This window comes from Edaphobacter sp. (assembly GCF_028283685.1).
Classification (GTDB): domain Bacteria; phylum Acidobacteriota; class Terriglobia; order Terriglobales; family Acidobacteriaceae; genus Edaphobacter.
Genome location: NZ_JAPWKF010000007.1, coordinates 924158 through 936722, shown reverse-complemented (window position 1 = coordinate 936722; position 12565 = coordinate 924158). Strand labels below are relative to the sequence as shown.

Sequence of the window (12565 nt, the reverse complement as noted above, 5' to 3'; positions counted from 1 at the left end):
TTTGCCAACTATTGGAAGAGACGGGCAAGGCTGCGGGGAAGACTACGAAACGGGGATTATTTTGCCCAAAACGATTTATGCTGCTGAGGTGCATACCGTAAAAGCCATCTACCCCGGAACCTTTGATCCCCTGACGAACGGACACCTGGACCTGATTGCGCGGGGCTCGAAGATTGTCGACCAGCTGGTGGTGGCGATTCTGCGCAACTCTGAGAAGGGAACTCCTTTATTTACAGTGCCGGAACGATTCGAGATGATCTCCGAGGCTGTCAAGGGGTTCGGTAACGTGACGGTGGAGACCTTCGACGGGCTGTTGGTGGATTTCTGCCGCCAGCAGGGAGCCAAGGCAGTGCTGCGCGGGATTCGGGCCATCTCGGACTACGAGTACGAGTTCCAGATGGCGATGATGAACCGGAAGCTCGACCCGGAGCTGGAGACGCTGTTCATGATGCCGGCGGAGAAGTACACCTACGTGAGCTCGCGGCTGATCAAGGGAGTTTTTCAGCTGGGTGGCGATGTTTCGTCTCTGGTCCCGCCGCTGGTGGTGGAGCGGCTGAAGCAGAAGGTTCCGAGCCAGGTGTAGGGTGGAGTCATGGGGAGCGGCGGTCGTTGGGAGACGATAAAGGTTGAGAGAGAGGTCTCTCCGTGCCGCGGTTTGTGTCCTGCCCTTTGTTTCGATAAAGACCACATGCTCAGGAAGAAAGGCCGTCTTGCCTTTGCAGCGGCGGGACTTCTGCTGGCTGCTGCTGCACCGGTGTGGCCGCAGGGTGCGTCACGGCCTGCGGCTCCGAAGGCGGCAACGTCTGCGAAGAAGGCGACTGCCACAGGTGCGAGGTCGACGGGCACCGTCTCCGGTAAGACTGCGCGGCGCGGTGCTTCGTCGAAGCTGTTCTCGCGGCGGGGAGAGGACGTGGAGGAGCCGCCGGAGTGCGCCATCGACCAGGTAAAGACGCTGCCGGGCAGCCATGAGTATGCCGGGGACTTTATCGAGGCCACGGCGATGGAGCCGGGAGCCGACGACCAGGACGTCTTCTGGGCCCTGACGGCCGATCTAAGCGAGGCGGTGCCTGCGGACAGGCGTTTCATGTACATCTCGAAGACTACGGATGGGGGCGAGACATGGACTCCTGTCTCCCGCGTGGGTTCGAGCTACTTCGAGGCGCAGATCGGTGAAGGGCTGCGGAACGGGTTTATCGTCGCGCCGGGAGGAAGGACCTTCGTTCTGACGACGCAGAAGGGGGCCTTCGAGGTGGTGTCGCAGCCGGGGACGACCTCGGCGGTGATCCGTTCGATCGACGGACCTCGGGTACCGGATGGGCCATCGAAGATTCCGCTGACGAAGAAGCCGGGTGAGCCGGTGCGCGCCAATGTGGCGTTGCTGTCGTCCGATGGGGGGACGCTCTACCTGGGGTTCGGTTACTTCGATCGGTCGCCGCAGCTCTACGTGTATCGCAGGGGGGCGAGCGGGAATTGGGTGTCGGATCGCAGGATTACCGGGCTGCCGTCGCAGATGGATTTGCTGTCGATCCAGTTCGACGACCCCAAGGCGGTGAAGCCGCACTTCATGTACGTGGGCACGGGCGACCAGGCTTATCTGCTGAACATGGCGACGATGCGATGGAGCAGGGTGGATGGCGTTGGGGATGACTCTGCGATTCACGGCATGACGGTTGTGGGCGGACTGCATATCGCGGCGTGCTGGGGCGTGTATAACCCGGTGGGGCCGGGCATGGTGAGCAAGGTGACGAGCCCGACGTTTCTGATTCATCCGACGACGGACGAGGCGGGTCCGAATGTGCGGGCGTACTCGGTGGATGTGGATCCGGCGAGGCTGAACCGCGCGGTGGTGACATCGATCACCGGGGTGTATGTGAGCGAGGACAGCGGGCGGAACTGGCGCAGGGTGAACGCCCTGCCGGAGGGGGAGTACCGGACGGCGCACTTCGATGCGGATGGTTCGGTGCTGGTCTCGGGGATGCCGGGAACGTTCCTGATGCGGCCGTTCGACGAGATCTGCAGGCCTCGGCTGCGACGGCGCTAGTGGCGGGGGCTACGGCAGGGCGAAGGCGATGTAGACGCCTCCGGTCGGGCCGCGCGGGTTCATGCTGGAGCCTCCGGCTGCGATGGCGATGTACTGCTTGCCGTGGACCATGTAGGTGACGGGTGTGGCGTTACCGGCGAAGGGCATGGTGGACTCCCAGAGCAGCTTGCCGGTGGTCTTGTCGAAGGCGCGAATCTTGTGGTCGAAGTTGGTGGCGGCGATGAAGAGCAGGCCACCAGCGGTGACGATGGGGCCGCCGTAGTTTTCGCTTCCGGTATCAGGTAGCCCTTGCGCGGCGAGCTCGGGGTACTGGCCCAGCGGAAGCTTCCAGAGATATTTGCCGGTGTTGAGGTCGATGGCGTTCAGGCTGCCCCACGGTGTCGCGGTGGCGGGGTAGCCGTCGGGGTCGAGGAAGCGGCGATATCCGGTGATGGTGTATTGGCCATCGGGCTTCTGTTGAGACTTCTCCGCTGAAGACGTTTCTCCCTGCTGTTCGGAGGGTGGTTTTTCGAGGGACGACTCGGTGGTTTCGAGATAGCTGAGCAGGTCGTTGAGCTGCCTGCCTTCGATGGGGAAGGGCGGCATGCGGCCTTTGCCGTGATGGATGGTGTCAGAGATCTGTGCGGCGGTCAGGCGTTTGCCGACGGCGTTGAGCGAGGGGAAGGCGGGCGGCTCGCCCTGCCGGTGGTCGCCGTGGCAGACCGAGCACTGGGACAGGTAGGTGGCGCGGCCAGGAAGGTCGGAGGCGCTGGAGATGAGCATCCCCAGCGAGGCGTAGTTGTTGGCGTTGATGTAGACGACGCCGGTGGAGGGATCGGAGGCCGGGCCTCCCCATTCCGCGCCTCCCTCGAAGCTGGGAGTAACGAGGGTGTCCTTTCCAACGGAGAGAGGGACATAAGGACCATCGCTGCGGACCTGGCGCAGGCGTTCGACCGCCCAGGCGTGAGCTGCGGGAGTGCGGTTGGTCAGGTTGGCTTCGGTGACGGTCTGGGGAGCGAAGGCCTCGGGCACGCTGGGGTAGGGCTGGGTCTTTGCGGCAACTTCGCCGGGGATGTCGCTGGCGAGTACGGGGCGCTCCTCGATGGGGAAGATCGGCTTGCCGCTGACACGGTCGAAGACGAAGAGGATGCCCTGCTTGGTGGTCTGAGCGACGGCGGGGATGGCTTTGCCGTTGCGGCGGACGGTGAGGAGGATGGGGGGCGCCGGGAAGTCGCGGTCCCAGATGTCGTGATGGACACCCTGAAAGTGCCAGAGGAGTTTTCCGGTCGTAGCGTCGAGGGCGAGCAGGGTGTTGGCGTAGAGATCGTCGCCGAGGCGTCCTGCTCCGTAGAAGTCGGGGACGGCTGAGCCGGTGGGAACGTAGACGATGCCTCGCTCGGCGTCGAGCGCCATGCCGGCCCAGTTGTTGGCGGCGCCGGAGGTCTTCCAGGAGTCCGGCGACCAGGTCTGGTAGCCGGGTTCGCCGGGATGAGGAATGGTGTGAAAGCTCCAGCGGAGAGCGCCGGTTCGAACATCGTAGGCGCGGATGTCGCCGGGGGGCGCGGGGATGCTCTCGGGGAGCGAGCTGCCGACGATGATGAGGTCTTTGTAGACGACTCCGGGAGAGTTGAGCGAGACGGACTGGCTCTCGGGAGGGCGGCCAAGGTTCTCGCGCAGGTCGATGCGTCCGTCGGTTCCGAATGAGGCGATGGGCTTACCGGTGGCGGGGTCGATTGCGTAGAGGAAGTTGGCGATGCCGACGAGCAGGCGGTTTTCTTTGCCGCTGGTCCACCAGTTGAGTCCGCGGCTGGCGGAGGGCGCCTTCACGCCGGAATCGAACTTCCAAATCTGCCTGCCGGTCGCGGCGTCGATTGCGAAGACCTTTTTTGAGGGAGTGAGACCGTAGAGGACACCGTCGATGACGAGTGGCGTCGTCTCCAGTCCTCCGGCTTCGCCGGTATCGAAGCGCCATGACTCCTTGAGGCTGGCGGCGTTGGAGCGGTTGATCTGCGCGAGCGAGGAGTAGTGGGAGTTGCCGGAGGTGGCTCCCGGCGCGGGCCAATCTGCCTGCTGGGCCAACGAGACGGCTGTGCAGGCAAAGCTGGCGAGCGCTGCGACGATTAGCGACGGAAGTTCGGCGGTTTTTTTCACCGCCGGAATCATAACGGACGCCAGTGACTCAGGCGTCCGTTGTGATGGAAGAAAACAGAGCTAGTCCTTGCGATGATCTTTCACCATGGTGTCGAACTCGGAGCGCGGCATCTTCAGCTTGTCGGGGTGGGCGTCGATCCATTTGACGAAGGCGTCATATTTGGCGGCGTTCCAGCCGCCTTCGAACTCGGCTCCGTTTTTGCCGGAGTGGTTGAGCTCGAAGTTGAAGGTGTCCTGCAGCTTGGTGAACTCGGCGGTGGCGATGGCCTCTTCTGCGAGGATGGCGGGTATGAAGATGACGCCGTCGCGCTTGGCGAGGACGAGATCGCCGGGCAGCACGGTGGCGCGGCCGATGCGGATGGGGGCATTGATCGCGGTCAGCGTCTCGTCGACGATGAAGGACGGATCGTAGGCGCGGTAGAGGCCGTTGAGGTTGGCGATCTCGCGGTTCTCCTCGGCGTCGCGGATGCCCGCGTCGAAGACGAAGCCGCCGTGGGTGTGCGCGGCGATTCCGCTGCCGAGGTTGGAGCCGATGAGGGTGCCGTCGATGACCTTGCCGTAGCCGTCGGCGACGTAGACATCGCCTTCGACGAGATCATTGATGGGCCAGCTGTTGTTGCCGCTCTTGCGCCCCTCCTGCTTGCCTTCGGCGTCGATGGCTTTGGCCATGTCGGGACGTTGGGGCATGTACTGGGCGGTCAGCGCTCGGCCTGCGAAGGGCTTATCGGGGTGCAGGGATTGCCAGTTCCCCTCGTACTGGCAGTCGTACTTGCGCTCGCGCAGGAAGTCCCAGATGTCTTCGAGGGAGACGTCGAGGGCGCGGGTGAGCAGGGAGTCGGGGAGCTTTGGGCGTCCGTCGGGGAAGCGCTCGCCGTGCCAGCCGGCGGTGTAGAAGAGGATCTGCTCCCGGCTGGTTTTTACCTGGGAAACGGCGGGTACCACGGTGGTTACGGTCATCAGCAGGGCGGCGCAGAGGCGGCGGATCATCATGATCTCCCTAAGATAGAGCACGGAGGCCATAGCTCCTTTGCGGTAGCAGTATGCCTTTCGCTCGGTCGTCAAATCTGACACACTATTGCTATGAGCACAGCAACGGCAACCAAGGTGTTTGCGGACCGCATCGGCCGCATCGAAGTTTCGGCGACGATGGCGATTACGGCGGCGGCGCTGAAGCTGAAGTCCGAGGGCATCGACCTGTCGGACTTTGGCGCGGGCGAGCCCCACTTCAACACTCCGCGGCACATCAAGGATGCCGCGATCGAGGCGATTGAGAATAACTTTACCCGTTACACGAACGTGGCGGGAACGCCGGAGATTCGCAGGGCGATCGTCGATCGTCACAAGACGGACTTCGGTTCGGATTACACCCCCGAGGAGTGCGTCTTTACGACGGGCGGTAAGCTGGCGCTCTTCAATGCCATCCAGGTTCTGGTCGATCATGGCGATGAGGTCATTCTGCCGGTGCCGTACTGGGTGTCGTTCAAGGACATCATTCAGTACGCAGGGGGCACCCCGGTCTTCGTTCAGTCGAACGAGGCGGAGAACTTCCGTGTGACGGCGAAGATGATTGAAGCGGCGATTACGCCGAAGACGAAGGCGATCATCCTGAATACGCCGTCGAATCCGTCGGGTGCGGTTGTCTCGCCCGAGGATCTTGAGGCGATCGTCCGCATGGCGCACAAGCGCGACATCTTTGTGCTGCTGGATGAGTGCTACGTCTATCTGAACTTCACGGGCAACATCGTCTCCGGTGGAAGCTTCCTCGACTGCAAGGAGCACGTCGTCGTGCTGGGTTCGCTATCGAAGACCTATGCGATGACTGGCTGGCGCGCTGGTTATGCGCTGGGGCCGAAGGCCGTGATTGCCGCGATGAGCAAGCTGCAGTCGCAGTCGACCTCGAATACGGCGAGTATGGTGCAGCGTGCATCGATCGCTGCGGTATCGAGCTCGCAGGAATGCGTCGCGGAGATGCGCGCGGACTATGTGAAGCTGCGCGATCGTGTGCTCGAGGGCTTCAAGACGATCCCTGGATTGACCTGCACGGTTCCCGAGGGTGCCTTCTACGTGTATCCGAACGTGAAGAACTTCATCGGCAGGGGCGGCGTGAAGTCTGCGACCGACCTGGCGGCGAAGCTACTGAGCGAAGCGCATGTGGTGGTGGTGCCGGGTGAGGCATTCGGAACGGCAGACCATATCCGCCTCTCTTACGCGGTCTCGCATGATGTGATTGACGAGGGCGTGAAGAGGATGCGGGAGTACTTCGCATCGTTAGGGTAGGAAAATTCAGAACGGGGCCGCATCGGATCAAGCCGATGCGGTTTTTCTGTGGAATCGATAGAGATGAGCGACGTGCGTCAAATGGAGGAAACATTGCATTTTGCACCAGTGATTCTTGCCGGTGGTAGCGGAACCCGGTTCTGGCCGAGAAGCCGCCGCTCCAGAGCGAAGCAGGTTCTGGCGCTGGATGGCGAGCAGACCATGATTCAGCAGACAGTGGATCGTCTGTCGAAGGTCTCAAGTGCCAGCGATATCTGGGTGATCACCAACGACCTGCTGCGTGAAGAGATTGTGCGTCAGCTGCCTGGACTGGATGAGGGCAAGATCCTTAACGAGCCCGCGGCGCGCAACACCGCTCCGGCCTGCGCTCTGGCGGCGTTTCTGTTGGAGACGACGAACCCCAATGCCGTGATCGGCATCTTCCCCTCCGATCATGTCGTAGGCGATATAGACCGTTTTGCCGAGATCGTGAAGGCGGGAGCGAAGATCGCTGCCAGCGGTGAGAGGATCGTCGTGCTGGGCGTACCGGCGACGAAGGCTGAGACAGGCTACGGATATATCGAGCGCGGTGAAGCGGTCGACGCCGTCACTGAGGTCGCCGGCGGGATTGAAGTCCGAAGGGTAAGGCGCTTTACGGAAAAGCCGCACAAGGCTCTGGCCGAGGTCTTTATGGCGTCGGGCAACTATGCCTGGAACAGCGGCATGTTTCTGTGGAGTGCAAAGACGCTGGCGTCCGCGATCCGCGAGCACTGCCCTGCGATGGCTCCGTTGATGGAAAAGATTGCAGCGGCTTACGGGACACCGGAGTTTACGCAGATCTTTGCCGAGGTGTATCCGCTGTGCGAGAACATCTCGATTGACTATGCGGTGCTGGAGCCACGTTCGGCAAAGGGCGAAGAGGCCTCGGAGATCTACTGTCTGCCGGCTGACTTTATCTGGAATGACCTGGGGTGCTGGTCGGCGTTGCACGAGCATGTAGCGCACTGCGGGCCGGATGATCTGGCGAAGAAGAATATCTTCGATAAGACCAATCAGGCGTGTGTCGATATCGATTCGCAGGGCAACTATGTGTACGCGCCGGGCAAGGCTGTGGCGCTGGTGGGCGTCAGCGACCTGGTGGTGGTTGAGACCGACGATGCGTTGCTGATTACGACGCGCGAGCGTTCGCAGGACGTGGGCAGAGTTGTGGCAGAGCTGAAGCGTGCAGGCCGGGAAGATCTGGTTTAGGCGATCCAACAGGGGCAGCGGTGCTGTCTCTTAACGAGAAGTGTCACTCAAGAAGGAACAGACAAGAGATTCCTATGTCAGAGACAAAGTCAGTGGTGAAGTTTGGAACCGATGGTTGGCGCGGCATTATTGCCGATGACTTTACCTATGCGAATGTGCGTGTCGCCGTTGCGGCGATTGCGAACTATGTGCTCTCCCATGAGGACGCCAAGGCCGGTGTCTGCATCGGCTGGGATACGCGCTTCGGCTCGCAGTCGTTTGCGCGGGTTGCCGCGCAGGTAATCGCCGATGCCGGAATTCCGGTTCAGCTGGCGAAGGATGTGACGCCGACACCGGCGCTCTCGTTTGCGGTGCGTGAGCGTAAGGCCGCGGGCGGCGTGATGATTACGTCGAGCCACAATCCGGCGGAGTGGAACGGCGTGAAGTACAAGGCCAGCTATGGCGGCTCGGGCAAGCCTTCGATCATGACCGCGATCGAGAGCTATCTGGACAAGCCGCTGGCGAAGGCCGCGACGCCAGCCTCGATTACCGAAGTCGATTTTCTGCCGGAGTACGTCGCTGCGATTGCCAGGTTTGTCGATCTGGAGGCGATCAAGGCATCCGGGTTCAAGTTTCTGCTCGACGTAATGTACGGCGCGGGCCGGGGCGTTGTCGCAGGTATCTTCTCCAAGGCCGACATCCCTTACACCGAGATTCGCAACGAGATCAACCCGGCATTTCCGGGTATCAACCCGGAGCCGATTCTTCCGCACATCGCCGAGACACAGGTTGCCGTGGTGGGAGAGCGTTGCGATGCCGGTCTGGTGACGGACGGCGACGCGGACCGCATCGGCTCGGTGGACGAGTACGGCAACGTGGTCGACGCGCACAAGCTGCTGAGCCTGATCGCGTGGTGGCTGCTGGAGCGTAAGAAGTGGCCGGGCGAGCTGACGCGCGCCTTCAACACGACGAAGATGATGGATCGCATTGCGGCGAAGTATGGCCGCAAGCTGAACGAGCACGGCATCGGCTTCAAGTACGTCGCTGACCTGATGCTGGAGAAGGAGATCCTCGTCGGTGGCGAGGAGTCAGGCGGCATCGGCATCAGCAAGCACCTTCCGGAACGCGACGGGATGCTGAACAGCCTGCTGGTGGCCAACGTGATGGCCGATGAGAAGAAGACGCTGGGTGAGCTGATCGCTGCGCTGCAGGAGGAGTTTGGCGAGCACCAGTACGGGCGTATCGACATGCACATCTCCGAGGAGCTGAAGCAGTCGGCGATCTCGCGTGCGAAGGCCGGAGTGGATGAGTTTGCCGGCATGAAGGTTCTGCGGGTCGAGACGATGGACGGCATCAAGTTCTTCCTCGACAACCCGGAGGCGAAGACGAAGAAGAATGCGGCGGAGACCTGGCTGCTGCTGCGCGCTTCGGGCACGGAGCCGCTGCTGCGTGTGTATTCGGAGAGCTGCTCAACGGAATCCGTCGAAAAGGTTCTGAAGTCCGCAACGGACTTCGTTAATGCAGGAAAGGCTTAAGCGTGCAGGTTGAGGTTCAGGCCAAAGGCCTACTGTTTGACATGGATGGTGTGCTGATCAGCTCGATCGGCTCGGTGGAGCGGTGCTGGAAGCGTTGGGCGAAGATGTACGACGTGCCGGATGCGGATAACTACCATGTTCCGCATGGCGTTCGTGCGATCGACATCATCAAGAGCCTGCGTCCTGATATCGACGCGATAGAAGGGCTGCGTGTGGTCGAGGATATGGAGATCGAAGACACCGCCGATCTGAAGGTGCTGCCGGGAGTGAAGACGCTTCTGGAGGGGCTGCCGAAGGATCGCTGGGCCATTGTGACCTCGGCGACGAAGCGTCTGGCCATCGCGCGGCTGGAGATTGTCGGACTGCCAGTGCCGGAGCGTTTCATCACGGCGGACATGGTGGAGAAGGGCAAGCCTGATCCTGAGCCTTATATGCGCGGCGCCGGACTGCTTGGCTTCAGCAATGCGGAGTGCGTGGTGGTTGAGGATGCGCCTTCCGGCGTCGGAGCGGGGAAGGCCGCAGGCTCGCGGGTGCTGGGAGTGATCGGAACGCATACGCTTGCAGATCTGCACCAGGCTGATTGGGTGGTTTCCTCGTTGGAAGGGCTGGTTGTCACAAGCAGCGGCGAGGGGCTTCAGCTGCAGTTTCCCTCGGCTCGCTAGATCGTTTCCCCGGGTTCGTTAGCCTATCGGCTGAGCAGCAGCGCCTCGACCTGACGCAGGTCTTCTTCGGTATCGACGCCGACCGTGTCGAACTCGGTGGGCTCGACATAGACCGTGATGCCGTTTTCGAGGAAGCGCAGCTGCTCAAGCCGTTCGGTGTGTTCGAGCGTGCTGTGCAGCGTGGGAAAGCGCTCCAGCGCGGACTTTCGGTAGCCATACAGGCCGATGTGCTTCCAATACTGTGCCGGGCCTCCGTCGCGGTTGTAGGGGATGGTGGAGCGCGAGAAGTAGAGCGCGCGCCCGTCGGCGGCGGTGACGACCTTTACGGCATTGGGATTGTGGATGTTGACCGGGGTGCAGGCGACCTTGAGCGTCGAGACCTCGACGTGAGGCTGCGCGAAGGGGCGAAGCAGCGCGGTCAGGTGTTCAGGTTTGAGCAGCGGCTCATCGCCCTGAATGTTGACGTAAATATCGGCGTCGATGAGCTGCGAGACGGCATGGACGCGATCCGTGCCGCTGGTCAGGTCGGGTGAGGTCATCTGCACGGGCCAGCTGTTCTTCTCGCAGACGGCAACGATCTCTTCGGAGTCGGTGGCGATGATGACCTGGTCGAGCTGGGGGCAGGCGCGGGCGGCATCGTAGACCCAGGCGAGCATGGGGCGTCCGGCGATCTGGCGCAAGACCTTGCGGGGCAGGCGTGTGGAGGCGAGGCGTGCCGGAATGACGCCAAGTGTGGATGGTCGCTGGGTGGAAATGGCCGGTTGCTCCTCAAGCGATTGTTACACCCCTCCGGGCTTTGCCGCGAGGCGGGAATCAAGTATGATTGGAGATGGCTGTGCCAAGGCGATCCGCCCTCCTGTGGATCGCGTAAAGCGTTACGCTGGCGCAGTTCTCACCACATCGGCGGTGTAGCTCAGATGGTTAGAGCGACGGACTCATAACCCGTAGGTCGACAGTTCGATTCTGTCCACCGCCACCAAAAGACCACAGTGTACAACTGAGTTGTTGTAATCAAAGGATTTGCATCTTTTGCCCTTGCTGTTGTGGGCATAAACCTACGGGTATTATCCCTTAGGTTTACGGCAATTCCTTAGGTTTACACGCTCGCAAGGCACGCTCCAGCCCTTGCTGCCGCCACCAAGAGTCCACGATCTGTTTGAGATAGCCCCGGTATCGCGGAATCCGGCTGCGAGAGTATCATTTTGGCAGCGGCGTTCGTCTAACCGCTGTCGGACATGCCCAGGGTGTGTCGGGAGAGTTCTGTTTCTATGCCGAAGATTACGAAGATCCTGCTGCTCGCGGTGTCGGTGGTTCTGGTACTGGCCGTGTTCCTGGGTGTGAACTCGAGTGGCGTGAGCGCCGCGACGGACCAGGAAGGCGCTTACCGGCAGATCAACGTGTACAGCGAGGTGCTGCGGCATATCCAGACCGACTACGTCGAAGAGCCGAACATCAAGGCTGTGACGAATGGTGCCCTGCGCGGCCTGCTGGAGTCGCTCGATGCGGATTCGAGCTACCTGACGGCGGAAGACTATAAGACCTTCAAGGCGGATAAGGGCGGCAAGGCGCAGGTCGGCATCAACGTCTCCAAGCGCTACGGCTATGCGACGGTCGTCTCGGTGGTTCCGGGAAGCCCGGCGGACAAGGCGAATTTGAACGATGGCGACATTATTGAGGCCATCGGCACGCAGGACACCCGCGATCTCTCGCTGGCGATGATCCGGATGATGCTGGAGGGCGCTCCGGGCAGCGAGTTGTCGGTCGCGGTCGTACGTCCGCGCAAGGCGGAGCCGGAGAAGGTAACGATGACCCGCGTGATCACGCAGATGCCGCCTGTGGGAGAGACGATGTATGAGAACTCGTCCATCCTCTACCTGAAGCCGGGCATCCTCGATCACGATCATGTGCAGCAGGTGGAGTCGAAGCTGAAGGGAATGTCGAAGTCAGGCAACAAGAAGGTGCTGCTCGACCTTCGCGATGTGGCGGCCGGCGATATTCCTGAGGCGATGCGTCTGGCGAACATGTTCCTGAAGACCGGCACGATTGCGACCCTCGAGGGGCAGAAGGTGGAGAAGCAGACCTTCGCGGCAGAGTCGTCGAAGGCAGTGAATGCCACGGCTCCGCTGGTGGTACTGGTGAACCGTGGGACGGCGGGGCCGGGAGAGATCGTCGCCGCTGCGCTGCTGGATAACCATCGCGCCGACCTGGTGGGCGAGAAGACGTTTGGCGAGGGGTCGCAGCAGAAGACCTTCGAAATGCCGGACGGAGGCGCCCTGATCCTTTCGGTGGCGAAGTATGAGTCTCCGTCGGGCAAGAAGCTGGAAGATGAAGGTGTGATGCCTGGTGTTCAGGTTGCCTCGAACTTCAGCGACGATGCTGATGATGACGACGCGGCCACGCCGACTCAGGCTCAGCCGCAGCAGCCGAAGAAGCCTGGAATTACGGTGGACGATCAGCTGAGCAAGGCACTTGATCTGCTGAAGAGCAAGGCCGCCTAACCTACTGCTGCTGTTGGTTTTGGCTCGGCCAGGTTGACCTGCAGATGCGGGGTCCGCAGCCTGCCCTTTTCCGGCGTGGAGAACATGCTAAGGTGAAGGGCAGTGCCGAGCATTTTCAGCCACGAAGATCACTCCCCGAGCGTGGAAACCGAGACCTGGTGGCAGCGCCTGGTAAGGCGTGTGCTCGAAGGGCCTGAGTACCCAACGCGACGCATT

10 protein-coding genes and 1 tRNA gene are annotated in these 12565 nt (G+C 61.7%); 8 read left to right on the top strand and 3 right to left on the bottom strand.

Translation table 11 applies throughout. The annotated features are described in order from the left end of the window. Positions 1-88 precede the first annotated feature (88 nt). Both coaD and PW789_RS14760 read left to right on the top strand, forming a co-directional pair. Positions 89-583 (top strand): pantetheine-phosphate adenylyltransferase, encoded by a 495-nt coding sequence (coaD, locus tag PW789_RS14765; RefSeq protein ID WP_299377899.1) that lies wholly within the window; start codon positions 89-91, stop codon positions 581-583. A gap of 105 nt (positions 584-688) precedes the next feature. Beyond that, on the top strand, positions 689-2041 hold the full coding sequence (locus PW789_RS14760) for a hypothetical protein (protein ID WP_299377697.1): 1353 nt from the start codon (positions 689-691) through the stop codon (positions 2039-2041). 9 nt (positions 2042-2050) lie between these two features. On the opposite strand, the gene PW789_RS14755 is transcribed toward PW789_RS14760, so the two are convergent. Beyond that, complete coding sequence (locus PW789_RS14755; RefSeq protein WP_299377694.1) at positions 2051-4171, bottom strand: PQQ-binding-like beta-propeller repeat protein; 2121 nt, start codon at positions 4169-4171, stop codon at positions 2051-2053. Positions 4172-4231: 60 nt separating this feature from the next. Continuing rightward, a complete protein-coding gene (locus tag PW789_RS14750; RefSeq protein ID WP_299377692.1) occupies positions 4232-5182 on the bottom strand; it encodes an RraA family protein in 951 nt (316 codons plus the stop codon). A 69-nt stretch (positions 5183-5251) separates the two neighbouring features. Here PW789_RS14750 and PW789_RS14745 point away from each other — a divergent pair, with 69 nt between their 5' ends. The 4 genes from PW789_RS14745 to PW789_RS14730 all read left to right on the top strand — a co-directional run bounded on the left by PW789_RS14745 (position 5252) and on the right by PW789_RS14730 (position 9851). Further along, entirely contained in the window at positions 5252-6448 is a 1197-nt protein-coding gene (locus tag PW789_RS14745; protein ID WP_299377690.1) for a pyridoxal phosphate-dependent aminotransferase, read from the top strand. A 93-nt stretch (positions 6449-6541) separates the two neighbouring features. Then, the gene (locus tag PW789_RS14740; protein ID WP_299377688.1) at positions 6542-7675 is read left to right on the top strand and encodes a mannose-1-phosphate guanylyltransferase; all 1134 of its coding nucleotides are present in this window, start codon (positions 6542-6544) and stop codon (positions 7673-7675) included. 74 nt (positions 7676-7749) lie between these two features. Continuing rightward, positions 7750-9189 carry a phosphoglucomutase/phosphomannomutase family protein gene (locus PW789_RS14735; protein ID WP_299377686.1) on the top strand — a complete coding sequence of 480 codons (1440 nt, stop codon included), beginning with the start codon at positions 7750-7752 and terminating at the stop codon, positions 9187-9189. A 2-nt stretch (positions 9190-9191) separates the two neighbouring features. Further along, positions 9192-9851, top strand: coding sequence for an HAD-IA family hydrolase (locus PW789_RS14730; RefSeq protein ID WP_299377684.1), 660 nt, complete (start codon positions 9192-9194; stop codon positions 9849-9851). A gap of 23 nt (positions 9852-9874) precedes the next feature. Here PW789_RS14730 and kdsB read toward each other — a convergent pair whose 3' ends face one another. Continuing rightward, a complete protein-coding gene (gene kdsB, locus PW789_RS14725; RefSeq protein WP_367182574.1) occupies positions 9875-10573 on the bottom strand; it encodes a 3-deoxy-manno-octulosonate cytidylyltransferase in 699 nt (232 codons plus the stop codon). 180 nt (positions 10574-10753) lie between these two features. On the opposite strand from kdsB, the gene PW789_RS14720 reads away from it, so the two are divergent. Together PW789_RS14720 and PW789_RS14715 are read left to right on the top strand one after the other, a co-directional pair. Beyond that, positions 10754-10830: transfer RNA gene (locus tag PW789_RS14720), tRNA-Met, on the top strand. Between the two features lie 289 nt (positions 10831-11119). Next, entirely contained in the window at positions 11120-12349 is a 1230-nt protein-coding gene (locus tag PW789_RS14715) for a S41 family peptidase (protein ID WP_299377682.1), read from the top strand. Positions 12350-12565: the final 216 nt, after the last annotated feature.

Coding starts and splice junctions, on each gene's coding strand:
- PW789_RS14760 (WP_299377697.1), top strand. CDS start 689: ATGCTCAGGAAGAAAGGCCGTCTTGCCTTTGCAGCGGCGGGACTTCTG.
- PW789_RS14745 (WP_299377690.1), top strand. CDS start 5,252: ATGAGCACAGCAACGGCAACCAAGGTGTTTGCGGACCGCATCGGCCGC.
- PW789_RS14735 (WP_299377686.1), top strand. CDS start 7,750: ATGTCAGAGACAAAGTCAGTGGTGAAGTTTGGAACCGATGGTTGGCGC.
- PW789_RS14715 (WP_299377682.1), top strand. CDS start 11,120: ATGCCGAAGATTACGAAGATCCTGCTGCTCGCGGTGTCGGTGGTTCTG.